At 41.0% G+C, this 17,500-nt stretch carries 23 protein-coding genes and 1 riboswitch; of the genes, 8 read left to right on the top strand and 15 right to left on the bottom strand.

Going from position 1 to position 17,500, the window contains the following annotated elements; all coding sequences use genetic code 11:
• Positions 1 to 9: 9 nt before the first annotated feature.
• The 4 genes from arsB to C3B73_RS13940 all read left to right on the top strand — a co-directional run bounded on the left by arsB (position 10) and on the right by C3B73_RS13940 (position 3,116).
• Positions 10 to 1,041, top strand: a complete 1,032-nt coding sequence (gene arsB / locus C3B73_RS10890) for an ACR3 family arsenite efflux transporter (RefSeq protein ID WP_103665623.1) — start codon at positions 10 to 12, stop codon at positions 1,039 to 1,041.
• Positions 1,042 to 1,156: 115 nt separating this feature from the next.
• Positions 1,157 to 1,588, top strand: coding sequence for a 6-pyruvoyl trahydropterin synthase family protein (locus tag C3B73_RS10895; protein WP_198597340.1), 432 nt, complete (start codon positions 1,157 to 1,159; stop codon positions 1,586 to 1,588).
• A gap of 43 nt (positions 1,589 to 1,631) precedes the next feature.
• The gene (folE2, locus tag C3B73_RS10900) at positions 1,632 to 2,531 is read left to right on the top strand and encodes a GTP cyclohydrolase FolE2 (protein ID WP_103665625.1); all 900 of its coding nucleotides are present in this window, start codon (positions 1,632 to 1,634) and stop codon (positions 2,529 to 2,531) included.
• 447 nt (positions 2,532 to 2,978) lie between these two features.
• Complete coding sequence (locus C3B73_RS13940) at positions 2,979 to 3,116, top strand: hypothetical protein (protein WP_157939483.1); 138 nt, start codon at positions 2,979 to 2,981, stop codon at positions 3,114 to 3,116.
• 161 nt (positions 3,117 to 3,277) lie between these two features.
• On the opposite strand, the gene C3B73_RS10905 is transcribed toward C3B73_RS13940, so the two are convergent.
• Entirely contained in the window at positions 3,278 to 3,724 is a 447-nt protein-coding gene (locus tag C3B73_RS10905; RefSeq protein ID WP_103665626.1) for an acyl-CoA thioesterase, read from the bottom strand.
• A 117-nt stretch (positions 3,725 to 3,841) separates the two neighbouring features.
• Here C3B73_RS10905 and C3B73_RS10910 point away from each other — a divergent pair, with 117 nt between their 5' ends.
• Complete coding sequence (locus tag C3B73_RS10910) at positions 3,842 to 4,060, top strand: hypothetical protein (protein ID WP_103665627.1); 219 nt, start codon at positions 3,842 to 3,844, stop codon at positions 4,058 to 4,060.
• 116 nt (positions 4,061 to 4,176) lie between these two features.
• On the opposite strand, the gene C3B73_RS10915 is transcribed toward C3B73_RS10910, so the two are convergent.
• The 5 genes from C3B73_RS10915 to C3B73_RS10935 all read right to left on the bottom strand — a co-directional run bounded on the left by C3B73_RS10915 (position 4,177) and on the right by C3B73_RS10935 (position 6,951).
• Positions 4,177 to 4,818, bottom strand: coding sequence for a hypothetical protein (locus tag C3B73_RS10915; protein ID WP_103665628.1), 642 nt, complete (start codon positions 4,816 to 4,818; stop codon positions 4,177 to 4,179).
• 138 nt (positions 4,819 to 4,956) lie between these two features.
• Positions 4,957 to 5,304, bottom strand: coding sequence for a hypothetical protein (locus tag C3B73_RS10920; protein ID WP_103665629.1), 348 nt, complete (start codon positions 5,302 to 5,304; stop codon positions 4,957 to 4,959).
• A gap of 148 nt (positions 5,305 to 5,452) precedes the next feature.
• The gene (locus tag C3B73_RS10925; RefSeq protein ID WP_103665630.1) at positions 5,453 to 5,743 is read right to left on the bottom strand and encodes a HigA family addiction module antitoxin; all 291 of its coding nucleotides are present in this window, start codon (positions 5,741 to 5,743) and stop codon (positions 5,453 to 5,455) included.
• Positions 5,744 to 5,758: 15 nt separating this feature from the next.
• Positions 5,759 to 6,049, bottom strand: a complete 291-nt coding sequence (locus C3B73_RS10930; protein WP_103665631.1) for a type II toxin-antitoxin system RelE/ParE family toxin — start codon at positions 6,047 to 6,049, stop codon at positions 5,759 to 5,761.
• Between the two features lie 155 nt (positions 6,050 to 6,204).
• Positions 6,205 to 6,951, bottom strand: coding sequence for a TrkA C-terminal domain-containing protein (locus tag C3B73_RS10935; RefSeq protein WP_103665844.1), 747 nt, complete (start codon positions 6,949 to 6,951; stop codon positions 6,205 to 6,207).
• 233 nt (positions 6,952 to 7,184) lie between these two features.
• On the opposite strand from C3B73_RS10935, the gene C3B73_RS10940 reads away from it, so the two are divergent.
• Positions 7,185 to 9,008: a PAS domain-containing sensor histidine kinase gene (locus C3B73_RS10940; protein ID WP_198597341.1), complete on the top strand. Its 1,824-nt coding sequence runs from the start codon at positions 7,185 to 7,187 to the stop codon at positions 9,006 to 9,008.
• A gap of 202 nt (positions 9,009 to 9,210) precedes the next feature.
• Here the strand turns inward: C3B73_RS10940 and C3B73_RS10945 are convergent, their stop codons facing one another.
• A complete protein-coding gene (locus C3B73_RS10945) occupies positions 9,211 to 10,185 on the bottom strand; it encodes a formate/nitrite transporter family protein (protein WP_103665633.1) in 975 nt (324 codons plus the stop codon).
• Positions 10,186 to 10,478: 293 nt separating this feature from the next.
• Between C3B73_RS10945 and C3B73_RS10955 the strand changes: the two genes are divergently transcribed.
• Positions 10,479 to 10,886, top strand: a complete 408-nt coding sequence (locus tag C3B73_RS10955; RefSeq protein WP_157939484.1) for a hypothetical protein — start codon at positions 10,479 to 10,481, stop codon at positions 10,884 to 10,886.
• A gap of 194 nt (positions 10,887 to 11,080) precedes the next feature.
• Here C3B73_RS10955 and C3B73_RS10960 read toward each other — a convergent pair whose 3' ends face one another.
• From C3B73_RS10960 to C3B73_RS11000, 8 genes are all read right to left on the bottom strand, one after another.
• A complete protein-coding gene (locus C3B73_RS10960; protein ID WP_103665636.1) occupies positions 11,081 to 11,374 on the bottom strand; it encodes a putative quinol monooxygenase in 294 nt (97 codons plus the stop codon).
• 236 nt (positions 11,375 to 11,610) lie between these two features.
• A complete protein-coding gene (locus C3B73_RS10965) occupies positions 11,611 to 12,096 on the bottom strand; it encodes a WapI family immunity protein (protein ID WP_103665637.1) in 486 nt (161 codons plus the stop codon).
• Positions 12,097 to 12,250: 154 nt separating this feature from the next.
• Entirely contained in the window at positions 12,251 to 13,348 is a 1,098-nt protein-coding gene (locus C3B73_RS10970; protein WP_103665638.1) for a 6-bladed beta-propeller, read from the bottom strand.
• 11 nt (positions 13,349 to 13,359) lie between these two features.
• Positions 13,360 to 13,593 carry a hypothetical protein gene (locus tag C3B73_RS10975; RefSeq protein ID WP_103665639.1) on the bottom strand — a complete coding sequence of 78 codons (234 nt, stop codon included), beginning with the start codon at positions 13,591 to 13,593 and terminating at the stop codon, positions 13,360 to 13,362.
• A 92-nt stretch (positions 13,594 to 13,685) separates the two neighbouring features.
• Positions 13,686 to 14,093, bottom strand: coding sequence for a helix-turn-helix domain-containing protein (locus C3B73_RS10980; RefSeq protein WP_103665640.1), 408 nt, complete (start codon positions 14,091 to 14,093; stop codon positions 13,686 to 13,688).
• Between the two features lie 540 nt (positions 14,094 to 14,633).
• Positions 14,634 to 14,933: a type II toxin-antitoxin system RelE/ParE family toxin gene (locus C3B73_RS10990; protein WP_157939485.1), complete on the bottom strand. Its 300-nt coding sequence runs from the start codon at positions 14,931 to 14,933 to the stop codon at positions 14,634 to 14,636.
• Positions 14,934 to 14,938: 5 nt separating this feature from the next.
• Entirely contained in the window at positions 14,939 to 15,151 is a 213-nt protein-coding gene (locus C3B73_RS10995) for an addiction module protein (RefSeq protein WP_103665643.1), read from the bottom strand.
• 197 nt (positions 15,152 to 15,348) lie between these two features.
• Complete coding sequence (locus C3B73_RS11000) at positions 15,349 to 15,822, bottom strand: hypothetical protein (RefSeq protein WP_157939486.1); 474 nt, start codon at positions 15,820 to 15,822, stop codon at positions 15,349 to 15,351.
• Between the two features lie 222 nt (positions 15,823 to 16,044).
• Positions 16,045 to 16,247, top strand: a riboswitch (cobalamin riboswitch).
• Between the two features lie 116 nt (positions 16,248 to 16,363).
• Here C3B73_RS11000 and C3B73_RS11005 point away from each other — a divergent pair.
• The gene (locus C3B73_RS11005) at positions 16,364 to 17,347 is read left to right on the top strand and encodes a ribonucleotide-diphosphate reductase subunit beta (RefSeq protein WP_103665645.1); all 984 of its coding nucleotides are present in this window, start codon (positions 16,364 to 16,366) and stop codon (positions 17,345 to 17,347) included.
• Positions 17,348 to 17,500: the final 153 nt, after the last annotated feature.

The raw sequence follows: 17,500 nt of genomic DNA on the forward strand, positions 1-17,500 counted from the left end.
ACTTAATTCATGGCAGAAAAACAGATCGCGTTCTTTGAGAAATATTTAACGGTGTGGGTACTTTTATGTATTGGGATCGGAATTGGTGTGGGATATCTGGCCGGTGATTCCATTCAGGTGATCAGTGACTGGGAGATCTACAAAGTGAACATTCCCGTTGCGATCCTGATCTGGCTTATGATCTATCCCATGATGCTGCAGGTAGATTTTGCCTCGCTCAAAGAGATCGGGAAGTCACCCAAAGGCGTGGTTTGGACGGTGATCATCAACTGGGCGATCAAGCCATTTACCATGGCCTTTTTTGCCTGGATCTTTTTTGATCAGATCTATTCGGCATGGGTAAGTCCCGAACTGGCGGATCAGTACATAGCCGGAGCCATATTATTGGGTGCTGCCCCCTGTACCGCCATGGTGTTTGTTTGGTCTTATTTGTCGGATGGAGATCCGAACTACACGCTGGTTCAGGTGTCTGTGAACGATCTTCTTATTCTCATTTTGTTCATTCCCATAGTGGGACTTCTGCTTGGCATCACTGACATCACCATCCCGTGGAATACACTGGCAGCCTCCATTGTGGTTTTTGTAGTGATCCCACTGGTGGCCGGATATCTGACACATAAAGTAGCCATCGCGAGGAAAGGGCAGGAGTGGTACACGTCAAAGTTCCTTCCAAAATTTAAACCCGTTTCTATTTCAGCCCTATTGATCACCCTGATATTGCTCTTTGCCTATCAGGGAGAACGTATTGTGGCTCAACCCCTGGATATTCTGCTGATCGCCATTCCGCTGACCATTCAGACCTACTTCATTTTTGCACTGGCATGGTATGGTGGCAAACGAATCGGTTTACCTTATCAGGTCTGCGCGCCCGGTTCCATGATCGGAGCCAGTAATTTCTTTGAACTGGCGGTTGCCGTGGCGATCGCCCTTTTTGGACTTCAATCCGGAGCGGCTTTAGTAACTGTGGTTGGCGTTCTCATCGAAGTGCCGGTCATGCTATCCCTGGTACGCTTTGCAAACAAGAAAAGAACGGCCTACTAATAACCACCTGTACACTGATCACTGTTTACTGTTCACTGTAAAAAACTTTCCACTTGCAGAACTGTTTTTAATTTTTCAATGTTGAAGCATCTGAAAACTTAAAAATAGTCTGATTTTGATATTTGTAACACGAAGAGCACACTTTAATGCCGCACACCGACTCCATAATCCTGATAAGAGTAAGGAGTGGAATCAAAATACCTTCGGTAAATGTAACTATCCAAACTGGCATGGCCACAATTATGTGATAGAAGTAACGGTAGCCGGTGAACCGGATCCTGAAACGGGATACGTTATCGACCTGGGTAATTTAAAGTCCATCATCAAGGAGAAGATCCTCGACCCCTGTGACCACCGTAACCTGAATATGGATGTACCATTTCTGAAGGGGATCATCCCAACCTCAGAAAATTTGGTACGTGTTTTCTTTGATCAGCTCCAGGCTGACGTAGAAGCAGCCTGCACCAACGGGGGAAAGCTTTACAAGGTCAAATTATACGAGACCGAACGAAACGTGGCCGAATATTGTCCTTATCTGGGAATCTAACAGACTATTCATTATACAATTAGCAGTAAGTAAGAGAAGAACTATGATTTCAAATGACGTACAACGCATATATGATCCGACCTTTACGGTGACTCCTGAGTACAAAGAATCTTTACCGGATCTACAGAATGGTCCGGCCTCACTCATCGAGGGAGCAAATGTACCGATACAGCAGGTTGGGATCTCGAACTTCAAGCTGCCCCTGAAGTTCAGAAGGAGAGAAGGGGAGCCAGTAACGCTTGAGGCTTCCGTAGATGGCTATGTGAGCCTTGAAATGGATAAGAAAGGGATCAACATGAGTCGCATCATGCGGACCTTCTACAAGTTTCAGGATAAGGTCTTTCACCTCGATCGACTGGAAGAGGTTCTGAAAGCCTACAAGGAAGACCTTGATAGTCAGGAATCATTTCTTCGGATCACATTCAATTACCCGCTATTGATGGACAGCCTGCGTTCAGATATGAAAGGCTATCAGTATTATAATGTACAGTTGGAAGGAAGACTGGATAACTACGGGCAGTTTCAGAAATACATGCACCTCGATTTTGAGTACAGCAGTGCCTGCCCATGCAGCTATGAGCTGGCAGAACATGCGCGTGAGACAAGAGGAGTCGCCAGTATTCCACACAGTCAGCGGAGTGTGGCTAATATCACCGTGGCGCTCAAGGATGAATTCTTTGTGGAGGACCTGGTTCAGATCTGCCGCAATGCCCTGAAGACCGAGACGCAAGTGATGGTAAAACGTGAGGATGAACAGGCTTTTGCGGAAATGAATGGAGCGTATCAGAAATTTGTGGAAGATGCCGCCCGGTTGCTCTATGATGAATTAGACAGCTATAACAGTATCCGTGATTTTGTGGTACGTTGCGTGCATATGGAAAGCCTGCACAGCCATGATGCGGTAAGCCGTATCTGCAAGGGACTGCCAAACGGATTACGCTAAAAAGAATTTGGGTTGCCTATAACCCAAAACATACGAGACCTCATTAAAGAATGGCCGGACTGAACACCGGCCATTTTTTTATCAAAGATCTTTTCTCTTCACTATAAGGAATCGCAGTTCGGTCTATCGGTCCATCGGTCAATCGTAGTTCTATTCATCATGATAATGGTCTGCGAATCACCGAATAACCGATCTGCGAGTGACGAATAGGTTGAAGATGGCAAAGGAATAGAACACGGATGAAGCGGATCGTGCGGATGGTCGCTGTTTTTATATGCTAAAGTATATCCCTCGTTCCGGCGACTCTGCCCCGGAATGCCTGCAGGAGGCTCCGCCTCCAACTATAATAAATTAGGGCTACGTAGGGCATTTATTTCCCGAACCACCACTCTTTACGTTCCGGTTGAGTCATTTACAAGACTACTTGCAGGGTGAGGCGGAGCCTCCATGGGGCATCACGGAGCAGAGCACCGTGACGAGGACAAGATCTTTTCTCTTCACTATAAGGAATCGCAGTTCGGTCTATCGGTCCATCGGTCTATCGAAAATCTCTTCATCATGATCTGGGATGGACAAACAGGTTGATAAAAGCATGGGAATAGAACACGGATGAGGCGGATCGTGCAGATGATCACTGATAGTAATGAAATAGGTATTGAATCCGAATTTTGTTTACCTCGAATTACTATTTCCCCTCGTGCCGGTGGCTCTGTTCCGTGACGATGACAACTTTCTTCTTAGCCGCCTCATTTATCGGACATCCATTCAAAGTCTGAAGTTCTCGGGAACCTGTCCATAACCTCACCTACCTTCGGAACCACACCCAGTTTTCGGGTCTCCAGATTTAGCCAGGCGCCATCAACAACCAACTGAGCCGCTTTGATACCTTCTTCGCCTTCTTTAAGGATCTCATGCAGAAAACTCCAGCGGGAGCCATCGCGTCGCATGGATCTCAATGCACAGGTTACTGTGATGGTTTCAAGTAAATGTATTTCCCTTAGAAAATTGGTCTCTTCCCGAAACAGTATGGGGCCGAAACCCAAGCGACTGATCTCGGTCAGGGAAAGGTCGAAATCGGAGAACAATCCGACCCGAGTTTGGGCGGCATAGTCGTTGTACACGGAATGACGCATATGACGATTGGGATCCATATCTGCCCACGTTACCTCAAAGGATTTGCTGTATGTTTGCATAATAGAGGTATATGTAAGTTGGGGATAAAATGTAATTTCAAAATATAAAAAGAATAGGACGCATACATACACCTAACGGTCTGGTGTCTAAGCGGCGAGGAATATCCGCTTAAAGTGATGGATATAGGACGTTTACTGGTTTACCCGCGTTCCGGAGCAGAGCACCGTGACGAGGAGAAGATCTTTTCTCTTCACTATAAGGAATCGCAGTTCGGTCTATCGGTCCATCGGTCAATCGTAGTTCTATTCATCATGATAATGATCTGCGAATCACCGAATAACCGACCTGTGATGGACGAACAGGTTGAAGATGGCAAAGGAATAGAACGCGGATGAAGCAGATCGTGCGAATGGTCGCTGTTTTTATATGCTAAAGGTTTTGAACCGGGATTTTCAGGATTATTCAGGATCAAAAAACGATTTCGGCGGCTCTGCCCCGTGATGAGGAGAAGCTACGTCCGCGTTCCAGTTGATGCACTTGCTTTGTGTACAGTTTGAATAGCGATTGTTCTTTGATCGTAGTAGTAAACAAGAATAAACCAAACTGCACAAGCAACCGCACCAATCTTTTGAACTGCAGGAAGAATCTCATAGATGAAATCCCCATAATATAATGTTGCATTTATTAGTGGTATTGAAATACACGCCAGGCCCAATACCAACAGCTGATTATTTTTTTGCAGATATAAATTATGCAACATGCTGACAACCGTAACTATAAAGAACACAAGTGCAATACTAACCATCAGATTATGCATAGGAGTAACAATTAAAAAAGCATATACCGCAAACCCAATTCCAGCAATTTGAATTATTTTTTGATGGACTTTTGAAGTTGAATTTTTTGAAATTCTGCGAAATATAAATGTCAGGCTTAAGCAATAAACAAACATGGCAGTGATGGCAAAATATCTCGCCGGATTAGTATCCCCATTCAATGCATTGGGTTGAAATAATGCTGAAATGGTGTTGTTAGCCCAATCGTATCCAACAGTATTTGAGGAGGCCATTGTACCACCTGGATATAAGTTTGCTGCTATCAAAAACAAGAATAGTGAAAAGAGGGCACCTACTAATGGCCAGTGTTTTTTCATAGATGTAAGATTAGGAATAATTTTATCACACAACGGCACAGTGATTATGAATTATTTGAAGTAGCGAAATTAATTCCTGGTAAACAAGTTTCCAACGCACCCGTCCGCTTCCGCTTTAACGCCTTGTTAGCTTTGCAGCTAAAGCTTGAATTTTAGTGAATTTCCTGAACTTCGTTTTTCTATTCCCCACATAATAAATGCTTCAGCTGATGATTCTTGATAACCCATTATCTTACTATATGGAATAGAGACTTTTGAATTTCCTTCAATAGTAGGCCATTCAGCATTAGGATCTAAATCAACCAGTGTTGATGTTTGATATTCAAGTAGGATGTAATGGATAATCTCATCCGAATTGTTCGCAAGAATTACGGCCGATTCTTTTGTTGTAATGCTGAGGTTTTCATCATCAAGTGAATCCACGCTACTATTGCAGGAAAGGAAGATGAACGAAGCAATAACGGAGATATAAAGTAATTTTTTCATATAAACACCTTCTGTATTTGTTTAGTAATTAGTACAGCTAACGGTGTGGCGTTTAACGGGTGCGGAGATTATGAGTTAATTAACGGCTAAAATCTCAAAACAAGCAATATTGGAGACCAAAGGCACGTCCGCGTACCAGTTGATGCGCTTATGCCTGAACAGCCTTAAGTGGAGCAATTTCTTTGCTTGGTCGATGTGAGGATAAATCATGCATAGCCTGTAGATTTAACCAAAATTCAGGAGAGGTATTTAACGCTTTCGATAGCAGCCAAGCAGTATCAGAGGAAATTCCTCTTTTACCCCTTACGATTTCATTAATTCGTTGAATGGGAATATCCAGATGGTCAGCTAATTCCTTCTGCGTTAATTTCATCGGTTCAAGGTATTCTTTCAGTAAAATCGTCCCGGGATGTGTAGTTATTCTGTTTTGTGGAATCATGGGTTTCACCTTTTTCTAATGATAATCAACAATGGCTACATCACATGCACTGGAATCTTGCCAACGAAAAATAATTCTCCATTGGGCATTAATTCGAATACTGTGATATCCTTTATAATCTCCACGCAGTGCTTCTAATCGGTTACCTGGAGGTGACCGTAAATCATCCAAAGAAGTGGCCGCATTCAGTATATCTAATTTGTAAATAGCTGAATCAAGGATTTGAGTAGGTAACTTTCGAACTTTATTGCTCGATTTTCCATGAAACAGATCTGACGTTGCTTTGTCTCCGAATGATTTGATCATTCTTTAATTTAATGGATTAACGGTATCCATGCAACGAAATTGTTTTGTGAAGGCATAACGGCCTGGCAAATAAGCGGCACGGCTAAATACTTGAATGTAAGCAACTAAACGCAAACGCGTCCGCTTGATTTGCCTTGTTATACCCACAGCTTGTTTTATTGTGAAGCCCACATTCTTTCTTGTTCTAAGACTGCCTCAGCATGTTTTTTATCTCCACTCTGACCTTTCTGCCGATTATCCAATGATTCAAGAAGTGCAGCCCGTCCATACAGTGTTACGGTATCATCGTTATAAATTTTTGTCTCTCCTCGTGGTGCTCCGATATATTCACCATTGCTTCGCTTTATTCCCAATACCAATATGCCTTCATCATGTAATTGTAAATCATTTAAGGTTTTGTCAGCCAGCCAATCTTGTTGTTCCACCTTTATTTCTGAAACCCGATAATTGTCTGAAAGATGAAGGAGACTATAATAGTCTCTGACGTCTAAGGTTGTATAACGATTAAGGGCAAGGTTAATGAGATACGATAGTTTGCGGTCAATCCATTTACTTTGCACTAAAAGTAATAGCAGAATAAGCCCCAACCCCAAGACTAAAATTTCAACGGAAACATATCCTATTCGTTCAAGAGATATAAAACTAAGAATGAGAGATGAGATCGTAGAAATAACACCAGCGCTTCCAAGAAAAATTAATATCATCAAAATGTTACGGCGGACCGGATGGTTAACCACGTTCTCTGATTCGGTTGTAGTGAACCCCGTTCCTGTAAAGGCTGAGCGAGCCTGAAATCGAGCAGCATCTTTTGAGAGTCCTGTATGAATTAATGCCATGGCAGCTATACGGGTAACGAGTATAGAAAGAGAAATAACAACCAGAAGTGAAATAATAGCAATCATAGCTATACCCATTAAATTAGTTTTCAAATAGTAATATAGAGAATATTGAAAGAATTGAAAGAATAGAATGAATTGGGAGACTTATGGGAATTGGCACAATTATTATTGAAACTTTACATAATATAATTATGGGGGCGTGAGGGCTGATTCTATTCTAATTTTCAACCTTTAAAATAGTTCCTCCCTCTTCCCCTAAAATGTTAACCCATACAGGTCAATTTAGAATAAAAATAATGGAGGAAAACACTTACGAAAATCAAAAACTGATTGATACCCTTGAACAATGCATCTCCCAGTCGAATCTGGGAGTGGTCATCCTGGATAAGAACCTCAAAGTAATAAGTACTACTGACAAAATAACAGAATGGTTCGGATACCGGTTGGAGGAACTCCAAAATAATGCCGCTACTGAACTGGCCTTTAATACCATTGATGAAGAAGACCTGCAACTGGCTCTGAAGTCAATCGACTCTCTCCTGGAAGGAAAGATGAAGAGCACATGTTATTATTTCCGGATTATTGCGAAGGATGGTTCGGTCAAACACACACGTTGGTACACCACACTTATAGATGACCAACAAGGGAATCCTCTTTATTTTATCTCAATAGTCGAAAACTTTACCGGACAAAAGGAACTTGAAGACAGTCAGCAACTATTTGTAGAGATACTGGAATCCACTCCCGATTTTATAGGGATTGCAAAAGCCGACGGAAATGTAATGTTCGTCAATGGGGTCGGGCAATCCATGTTAGGGTTTGAACAACTGGATGTTACCGAAACCAGAGTCTCCTGTTATGTTCCTGATAGTACCTACCGTCTCCTGCAGGATGAAATCTTCCCGTTTGTTTCCAGGTTTGGTTCATGGAGCGGAGAGTTCAATTTGCAGCGTTCCGATGGCACTCCGATCCCTGTTTCTGTGGTCATAAATGCCCACAAAAACAGTAATAATGAAACCGAGTACTACTCAGCGATCTGCCACAATATTACCAACTACCAATCCATTCAGGATTCCCTGCGGGTTAGGGAAGAACGCCTGCAACTTGCCATGGAGGGTGGCAACATCGGATTCTGGGATTACTATCCGCAGGATAACCGGGTTGTTTTTGACGAAGGGTTGATGTCAGATGCTTTGGGGTATCTTCCTGCCGAATTAAGTCAAAATGCTGAAAAGTGGAATAAACTCATCCACCCCGAGGATCTGAAGCCTGTTAAAGATCGACTCAAAAACCATATTATAGGAAATCTATCTCATTTTGAGGCTGAATTTCGCTTGAAAAGAAAAGACGGTTCCTGGTACTGGATACAATGCAGGGCTAAAGTAGTGGAAATCGATGATAATGAGTCTCCGTTGCGGATTACCGGGATATATCAGGATATCAACGACCGAAAGGCTTATGAGCAACGACTGGAACAATCGGTCCGGGAAAAACAGGTCTTGCTTCAGGAAGTTCACCACCGGGTTAAAAATAACCTGGCTATTATTTCGGGTCTGATGCAGTTGCAGAATTTTACTACGCAAAATGAGGCTTTTTCGGACCTGTTGATTACTTGTCAAATGAGGATCAAAACCATTGCTATGATTCACGAGATTCTCTATCAGTCCGAAAATCTTTCAAAGATCGATTTTAACTTGTATGTCCACAACCTGAATGAGCTTATCAGAAATACCCTCAAACCCAAAAAAGGAATTAGGCTTTCAATTTCATGTGAGCCATTTCTGATCAATGTAAATCAGGCCATACCCTGCGCACTGATATTAAATGAATTGATTACCAACTCTGTTAAACATGCATTCCCGGCAGACAGGAAAGGTACTATCACCATCAATGTTACCATGGCCAATAATATTATAAGCCTTGAAGTTAAAGATGACGGCATAGGGCTGCTCGAAGATTTTGAGCAAATAAAAGACCACTCTTTGGGATTCACAATCATTGATGTACTTGTAAAACAGTTGAAAGCAGAATATGAAATAACCAGCAAAGAGGGAACGGTTACACGTCTCTCATTCAAGCGAGAAGATTTGTCCGGATCAGCAAGTTCAATGATGGTTTGATCGATCTATTCGATAACCTTCTCAACCAAAGGAGCCTTACTCTATTGATCCAGACTCAGGGCAAATTTCCGGAAGTGGGTATAACGACCCTGCGCGTAACCGGTGTGCTGGCGGGCACCAATTTATTTAAAAATGTACTACAGAATTTGATGAATTAAAATCTTGCAACCGACGGCGAGGCACGTCCGCGTTGACGGGCTGGTTAGGCAGCCGGTCCATCATTCTGTTGTTGCTTTTCAGTCCATTCGGGACGCGGCCTTGGGGTATCAAATGGACGGCCACCTTTCATACTGAACAATACTTCTCGCATAGTTAACACCCGAACCTCTGGATATCGTTTTTGATCGCTTTGAGCATAAGCCATAAATGAGAAGGCCATAACACCTCCCACCGTATTTCCTATTAAGACAGGCAGCCAGAATGTTGCGAAAAGTTGTAACAGGCTGTAGGATAAACCGCCATGAAAAACAACCAGTAAGACTTCGGAGGCAGCAGTAACTACATGGAAAAGATCACATACGGCAATCATATAAAATACAAAATAGATGATAAGCAGGCGGGAAATCGTGTCCCGGGCCGCTGTACTTAACCAGACCACACCGGCCACCAGCCAGCCTGCGAACAGCGCACGAAAAAAGATATCCCACCAGCCTAATTCAACCCCATGGCTAACAAAACCGAGTGCCATATTTAATGCATCTTGTGAGAGCACGTGAGTGTTGGCAAGAATCAGGCTTCCTATAGCGGCCCCAATGACGTTAGCTACCAATACAATTACCCACAACCGTAGAAGCAGCGGCAGGCTTGCCAGTCTGGTTAAAACCAACTTGACGGGGGGCAACGTGTTTTCTGTATATAACTGATAACGGCCCATTATGATATACATAAATCCGATGGGGTACAGAAGAGCCGCTAAAAAAGCGTTGTCAGGAAAATAGGCGCTGCCTACAGCATACCCGATCAGGGTTAATATAATGGCGAAACCCGCTGTAATTCCGCTGAAGAATAACTCCCGGGATTCACTGGCAATCTCCTCATCCGCGGAAGCAAGAACCCGCTGATGTATTTCTTCCCAGGAAAACCGGTCACTAACCGCCCAACCCGATTTGGGTGCCCCAGAAGCAGCCCGATCTTGTTTACGAACGTCTGGACTGGACAGGTCTTGTTCTTTGCTCATATTGGAATCAATTTTTTGAAAATACGTCAGGAGGAAAGTATCAAATATTTAATGGCATTCAAATGGATTTATTAATCTACCTTAATCCCTGAGTGATAAATAGCATGACATATTATGTAGGATGCCTAACGTTATGGCGCATGTTTTTGAAGTTTAGGCTGAATTTGTTGTTTGTTTTTTGCCTTTTTTTCGTGCAAACCATTTTACGAAATAACCCCAAATAAGGCCAGCAACTGTCCAAAGAGGTATACCGTTTAATATATTTTTCCATGTGATAGGGTCGCCTTCTATTAGTGGAAATAGAAACGTCATCGCTTCAAGCGGAAAATGGACATTGTGGGCCGCTCGTTCAAAAACTTGCAATTATGTTAAGTTCCTACGCCAAAGCCATTAACAAGCAGGAAAACCGATCCGGCTCATTATTTACACCTAAGACTAAAGCTAAAAGTTTAAGTGAAGAAGATCGTAATTATGCTGAAACGTGTTTCCATTATATTCATCAAAATCCACTAAAAGCTAAACTGGTTGAAAATATTGAGGACTGGAAATTCTCATCCTATCGCGATTATGCAGGCTTGCGCAATGGCACCTTACCGAAAAAAGAGCTTGGTATTGACACCTTCAACATTAGCAACGAGCAGCAGTTTAGAAACCGCAGCCAACAAATGCTTGATATAGAAAAGGTAGAAAAAATATTTTAACCGCCGCTCGGCTTTATACTGCTTTTGTGGGCTGACGAGGAAGAAAACTGCCCTTTTATATTCGTCAGACGACAAAAACAGTCGTCTGACGAAGAGTAATCCTCGTCTGCATGCTGTTTTTGAAGGCTGACGAGTAAGAGAGCTATCCCCTCTTATTTGTTTAAAACAGCGCGGAGAGCCTTGCAGAGTCTCTGCTATTTGCTTGCTAAAACATCTACTTGAGTAATAGACGGCTCTTCAGAAAAAAGTTCATCAGCTTTTTCCATTAGCGCTGCGGCCACATCCCCATTCAAATGTGCCTGTCGTCCATCTTCATCTTCAAAAGTATCGAATATTCCAAAGGTAGAATCTCCGAGACGAATGGCAAACCAGGTAACCGTATCCGGTTCATTTTGAACAATGGGCAGCGCATCTTTTAAAAATTCTTTAACTTGTTGTTCTTTTCCCGGTTTAGCTTCGAGTGTAACCAGTAATGCTTTTTGTACCATTATTTTTCTTTTTTAATTAAAATTAATCATTCAACATTAAATGAACGAGAAAAAAAGATAAGAAGTTCCAATATATAAAAATAAGCTATATAACTATAATTATACAGAAGTACCCCGCTGCCTAACGACCCTGCGCATAACGGGCGCGGAGATTATGGGTTAATAAACGACTAAATTTTCAAAACAAGCAACACCGGAAACCAACGGCACGTCCGCGTCCCCAGTTGATGCGCTTGTTATTGTGCAAACTTCAGGGATTTATTCTGAATTTTAAAGTCGCCTTCAATTGGATAATTACTGGTAATAATCTGTAACTGATGAACTAGATCTTTAATTAGAGTCTGATCAAATGTTAGTGAAAAGATTAAATGACTACTATTTATCCCTTGGGAATCGCAAGCTTCAATTTTTACTTCAAAATGCCCTAAACCATCTCCAATGACTTTTAGATTTAAATAACCCTCTAAGTCCTTGAAATGTGCGGTTCCTTTTAAATTGTTATAGAGTTGAAATAACTCTTGTTTAAATTTTTCAAAATCGGTGGTCATAAATTCACTGTCATAATGACCCGTGAAATTCCCAGCATTAAGGATGACCTTTGTTTTGATCCAGTTTTTATCCCAATCTAAATCGGAGTCGTGATTGATTAACTCAATTGGTTGAAGGCGAACGAAGTTTCCTTGGTCAGAAATCTCAAATGTTATGTCTTGTTCAGAATTCATTTTTTGCACAATAACGGTCTTGCAAATAACCGGCACCGGGATTCGGAGCGTCGCCGTTTGTATGACGCTTTAAATCTACCCGATATTTTGAAATAAGCAAGGCGGTGTCCGCGTTGATTTGCTGGTTATACGCCGAGTTGGATTAAGGCAAAAGCTAATTCATAAGATCCGGGAGAAGGGCTTTATAAATCCGTGCACTATTAAAATTAACTAAAAAAATGTTTGAGCCAGTATTAAAAAGAGGCTGATACACCACTTGCTCACCTTTATTATCTACAAATGTATGAATTATAATTTCAGAGTTCATGTCCAAGGGAATTTCATACAGGTTAGTTTTATATGCCACCCAAATCGTATTTTTACTAAAAAAAACTTCCCGTATTAAAACTGAAACAGTAACAGGTTCATTTAAGGGAAGCAATTCTAATGATGTATTTAATGATTCTAAATCTGAATCTGGTTCCAAGTTTATCATTATTTTGTCATCACCGATTTTTGCCATAATCATTGGGATTCCTTGATATGCATATAATAAGATTAATCCCGCCTCACCATCTGTCATGTCATAAGCAATATTATTATGCATACTTGGTTGATATCCTGAAGGAACTATTCTCTGTATTAAATTCTCAGTCACATTTCCTAAGCTATCTCGCTTGGACAGTACAAAATCCTGACGATAGGTTGGCCAAAGAAATTCATTTTCGTTTAAAACTGTTAATTTATTACCTCCAAAAGAGTTGGGTAAATCCTTAAGATGATATCTTGATTTTTCATTGCCATTTAAATCGGATACCAAGATCATCTGTTGATCTGTATCAATGATGTAAATTGTTTCTTCATTCTTGTTCAAAGTTTTGCCAAGAGAGACTGGCCGAATTACCTCCGACGGGCCTCTTCCTTTTCTGAATAACTCTCTTATGAAACCACCACTGATATCAAATTCTAATAATTTTCCGGTGGTTACATCAGTTACCCAATAAGTTCCATTTGAGGTTTCCATAATATCTGTAACCATAGACAGAATTACCCCATCATCTTTTTTTGAATCGTACCATAATTCTACAAGTGTTGTATCATTCCGGATTCCAGACCAACTATCTATGCTTATATATTCAAAGGAATCATGATCTGGAATTTCATAGACGTGCTTAGGCTTCTGTTGAGAGCAATGTATAAATGTAAATGCAATTAAGAATAAACAGCCAATATGAACTCTCATATTGGCTGTTTTATTTACTTGTGTTGTCATGGATAGAATGTTTATTGAGAAATCATTGGACAGCTTCCCCCGTAAGAGGCTCCCGCTACTTCTCCATAATCCCAAGAACCATCGGAACAGGATATTGACCAAGTAAATCCATCAAATCCATCTCCATCATTTATTGTTGTTACGCAATCTCCATTATCACATTGATAAATTGCTGCATTTACTGTTGGTGTTGCAAAGAGCATGAATCCACTCAGAATAAGGAAGGGTATATTACGCTTTTTCATAAGAGTATCGATTTTGATTAATATTTAATTAAGAACCTGCACAGGTTAAATCAAATCAAAACAATCCATATATTTTTCAATATTTTCTTCAATTATTTCTTCAATTTTTTCCATGCCATGGGTGAAAGCCCTTCCCTATTGGTAAATATAGTAGTGAAAGAAGCAGGTTTTTCATAACCTACAAACCAGCTAATATCACCAATTGTTACATTTAAACTGTCACTCTTCTGAAGTATTAATTTAGCGGCTTCAATTCGGTGATGTACAATATATAAACTCGGGACTTTTCCGATGTATCCTTTGAATCGGGACGAGAAATTATTTTGTGGAATATTACAACTCTCTCTCATTGCTTTAACCGAGCAAGTGATCTCAAAAATATTTCGGTTTAAAAATAAAACAGTTCTAATAATCTCATTGGGCCATGACTGTTCAGGTTTTTTAAGGTTTAAAAGTTTATAGATTTTTAATAGCTCCAGAATTTGTTTTGTACTCTCCATGTACCCTCCGTAAGTTTGTTAGGCGTATAACGACCCAGCGCATAACGGGCGCGGAGATTTTTAATTAATAAACGACTAATAAGTTAAAACAAGCAATTCTGGAAACCGAAGCTCCGTCCGCGTCCCAGTTGATGCGCTTGTTAGTGGGCTGACGCTTGTTTAAAAAGCACCGAAAATTTGCAACAAACTGAAGAAAACAAGAACGATTGCTCCAAAAAAAGTAGAATACATAATACCTCGATGCCAGAATGGTAACTCTTCCTTTCTTTGAAAGTCTTTGTAATAACTTAGAGTAACAATAATCACTAGTACAGTAATTGAATAAAGAGGATCCAAACCCAAATCTTCGAAGAAATGGACTAATTTTCTCCCGAGTTCTTCTTTAGCATCATTCATATTTGCAAGCCCACTAACGACCCAGCGCATAACGGGCGCGGAGGTTGTGGGTTAATAAACGGCTAATAATTTAAAACAAGCAACTCCGGAAACCAACGGCACGTCCGCGTCCCCAGTTGATGCGCTTGTTAGTGTGCCGGTAGATTATAAGCGTGATTTCCAAGATTCTGGATTCCGATGTTGATGCAAAATTGCGAAAACCGAAATCGCATCTTGTTGTTCAACAAAGTAAATAGAAAAAGGAAACCGGTTAACTACAGCTCTTCGGACTACATTTTTGTAAATGACTTGGTGCTGATGAGGGGTACGAAGGACTGAAGTAATCTTTACATCCACACAACGAGCAAACTCTTTCCCCAATCCCGGGTCTTGGGTTTCGTACCAATCGTGAGCATCATCAAAATCTTTTTCAGCCTGTGGAGTAAGAATTAGCGTTTTGGGCACGATGTCTATAAATATTTTTTTCGGATTTCATCCCACGACTTCCCATTAGCCGTATCTTCATCAAGAGTTTGCAGCCGTTCTTCCAAAATGCTTTTATGATGTTCAGGAATATCAATCTGTTCGGGATCAGAAGCTATAGAATCCCACAAAGCTTCTACCAAAATGATTTTTTCGTTTTTATTGAGTCGCGATAATTCTTTAATCAGCGTGTCTTCCATAATGAATTAATTAAATTAGATACAATAATTTGAACAAAAAGAACCTCGAAAGCAATCGCGGGATAAATGTTTAATGAGGCACACTAACGACCCAGCGCATAACGGGCGCGGAGATTATTAGTTAATTAATGGTTAAAATTTCAAAACAAGCAACTCTGTAAACCGAAATCCGGTCCGCGTCCCAGTTAATGCGCTTGTTAGTAGGCTGGTTTCCTTTGAGGTTTTAAACGAACAGGAACTGAAACAGGCACCAACCTGTATTCTTCGGCATATTTTGTTGGTTCAAATTCGACGGCTTTTATTTTCTCTAAATACTGAACAAGTGAGAGAGTGATACTATCTGGATACACTTCAATATTTGTTTTTTTGGCATTCGAAGTCCAATCTGGATTTATATCTGTGTTAAAAAAATTATAAGCGACAGAATCATTCTGATACAGATCAACTCTCAATATATCAAACCAATTAATTCGATTTTCGACTTCATGAAATTGAACCTTCAAAATTACTAATGCACTATCAAAACTATTAAAAATCTTGTCATCAGGAAGATTGGTTGATAGATAATCAGCCTCAAATTCAAATGGAGGTTCCCATTCTTGAGCGAATGAATTCACAAAAAGTGACATCGATAATAGAAGTACAAGAAAAATAAAAGATGTCGATTTCATGATTCAGAATTTAAAGCCTACTAACGGTCTGCGGTTTAACCGGCTTGGCCTTTTTGGCTGGTAATGTAATTAAAACTGGAATTTATTTTCTGACCAATGAATTTTGAAAGGGCAGACGACGGCCAAGTCCGCGTTGAAACCGTTGTTATACAACCTGCTATTGTTGATAACTAAGGTTGTTTGTGGAGAACTAATCATTGACAAACCGTTTTTCTTCAGGCATATTAAAAGCGAATTAATGGTGTCGGATCCAACTGCGTTTGGTAAAGATGAAAAGGGAATCCGGTGAAAATCCGGAACTGTACCCGCAACTGTTAATCGGAATATTCGGTTCAATTTGCCACTGTCTCAGCTCAAAAAGAGGCGGGAAGGATGAACAGAAATAGCCGGTGAGTCAGGAGACCTGCCTTAATTCCAGTAAACGAGATTCCGGGATTAGAATCAGAGTGAAAGACTTCAGTTTATGTACTCATGTAGTATATCTGTATTCTTTTACCTGCTTTTCCCGTCCTCATGAATTGAGATTTAATACAGGACAACCATGAAGAAATTAATAGCTAAAACCTCGGTGCGGGATAACATCGAGCTGAGTGAGACCCCATCTTATCCCATTTTCAGAGAATTGTATGAGAAACAGAAAAAAGCCATTTGGTTCCCCGAAGAGCTGAATATTCAGCAAGATGCTTTGGATTATGAATCACTGACGGCTGAAGAAAAAGATCTGTTCGACACCGCGGTAGGATACTTTTGCTCATCTGAATTACTGGTGCAAAATGTTTTGGTGAATTCCTTTTTCCCCATGCTGAGTGACCCTCATGCCAAAATGAGTTTCAGTACACAGCTGTTTATGGAAAATATTCACAGCGACTTTTTCGAGATCGTACTTCAGACCTTCAATATGGATCGTGAGAAAATGTATCGGGTAGCTTTTGATGATCCCATCCTGAAAAAGAAACAGAACCTGATCGTAGAAGAGATCGACAAGATCAGCTACGGGAAAATTGATCCCGAAACACTACAGGGAAAGAAAGATATTCTACGGGCCATTTTGCTGAACAACATCGTGATGGAGGGTATTTTCTTCTATTCCACGTTTGCGCATTTCTTTGCGTTGAAGGATATGGGTAAAATGAAAAATGTAGTGTCTGGTGTAGAGCTGGTACTGATCGATGAATCGTTGCACCTGCAAAATGGGATCGAATCCATCCTGATTATGCTGGATGAAAACCCGGAGATCACCGAGGATGCACAGTACGTACAGGACATCCGCGATGTAATCTTGGAAGGAACAGCGCTGGAGATTGAATATGTAAAGCACAAATTTGGCGATCGCACAATCCTTGGTATTTCCTACGGAGAGCTGGAGCGCTACCTAAAATATATCACCGATCGCAGGCTGGAAGAACTTGGATTCAGCGCTGAATTCAACATTACCGAAAACCCGCTGCGATTCCTTCAGAAAGAGGATGTGAAGAAGCTCATTAACTTTTTTGAAGTGTCTTCTACGGAATACACGAATTATTAAGGGCAAGGAGTCGTGGCGACATTTACCCACCCCTTTATCCCCGCCCGAGCGGGGAAGCTCCTTAGTAAGAGTTGAACTGAATTATTGAATTGAGACATTAGAAATAATCAGATCTACATATTCAAAAATCGTGAAGGAGTTTCCTCTCCTGGG

It is taken from the genome of Gracilimonas amylolytica (assembly GCF_002911695.1).
Lineage (GTDB): Bacteria > Bacteroidota > Rhodothermia > Balneolales > Balneolaceae > Gracilimonas > Gracilimonas amylolytica.

Coding starts and splice junctions, on each gene's coding strand:
- arsB (WP_103665623.1), top strand. CDS start 10: ATGGCAGAAAAACAGATCGCGTTCTTTGAGAAATATTTAACGGTGTGG.
- folE2 (WP_103665625.1), top strand. CDS start 1,632: ATGATTTCAAATGACGTACAACGCATATATGATCCGACCTTTACGGTG.
- C3B73_RS13940 (WP_157939483.1), top strand. CDS start 2,979: ATGGGGCATCACGGAGCAGAGCACCGTGACGAGGACAAGATCTTTTCT.
- C3B73_RS10905 (WP_103665626.1), bottom strand. CDS start 3,724: ATGCAAACATACAGCAAATCCTTTGAGGTAACGTGGGCAGATATGGAT.
- C3B73_RS10910 (WP_103665627.1), top strand. CDS start 3,842: ATGGATATAGGACGTTTACTGGTTTACCCGCGTTCCGGAGCAGAGCAC.
- C3B73_RS10915 (WP_103665628.1), bottom strand. CDS start 4,818: ATGAAAAAACACTGGCCATTAGTAGGTGCCCTCTTTTCACTATTCTTG.
- C3B73_RS10920 (WP_103665629.1), bottom strand. CDS start 5,304: ATGAAAAAATTACTTTATATCTCCGTTATTGCTTCGTTCATCTTCCTT.
- C3B73_RS10925 (WP_103665630.1), bottom strand. CDS start 5,743: ATGATTCCACAAAACAGAATAACTACACATCCCGGGACGATTTTACTG.
- C3B73_RS10930 (WP_103665631.1), bottom strand. CDS start 6,049: ATGATCAAATCATTCGGAGACAAAGCAACGTCAGATCTGTTTCATGGA.
- C3B73_RS10935 (WP_103665844.1), bottom strand. CDS start 6,951: ATGATTGCTATTATTTCACTTCTGGTTGTTATTTCTCTTTCTATACTC.
- C3B73_RS10940 (WP_198597341.1), top strand. CDS start 7,185: ATGGAGGAAAACACTTACGAAAATCAAAAACTGATTGATACCCTTGAA.
- C3B73_RS10945 (WP_103665633.1), bottom strand. CDS start 10,185: ATGAGCAAAGAACAAGACCTGTCCAGTCCAGACGTTCGTAAACAAGAT.
- C3B73_RS10960 (WP_103665636.1), bottom strand. CDS start 11,374: ATGGTACAAAAAGCATTACTGGTTACACTCGAAGCTAAACCGGGAAAA.
- C3B73_RS10965 (WP_103665637.1), bottom strand. CDS start 12,096: ATGAATTCTGAACAAGACATAACATTTGAGATTTCTGACCAAGGAAAC.
- C3B73_RS10970 (WP_103665638.1), bottom strand. CDS start 13,348: ATGACAACACAAGTAAATAAAACAGCCAATATGAGAGTTCATATTGGC.
- C3B73_RS10975 (WP_103665639.1), bottom strand. CDS start 13,593: ATGAAAAAGCGTAATATACCCTTCCTTATTCTGAGTGGATTCATGCTC.
- C3B73_RS10980 (WP_103665640.1), bottom strand. CDS start 14,093: ATGGAGAGTACAAAACAAATTCTGGAGCTATTAAAAATCTATAAACTT.
- C3B73_RS10995 (WP_103665643.1), bottom strand. CDS start 15,151: ATGGAAGACACGCTGATTAAAGAATTATCGCGACTCAATAAAAACGAA.
- C3B73_RS11000 (WP_157939486.1), bottom strand. CDS start 15,822: ATGAAATCGACATCTTTTATTTTTCTTGTACTTCTATTATCGATGTCA.
- C3B73_RS11005 (WP_103665645.1), top strand. CDS start 16,364: ATGAAGAAATTAATAGCTAAAACCTCGGTGCGGGATAACATCGAGCTG.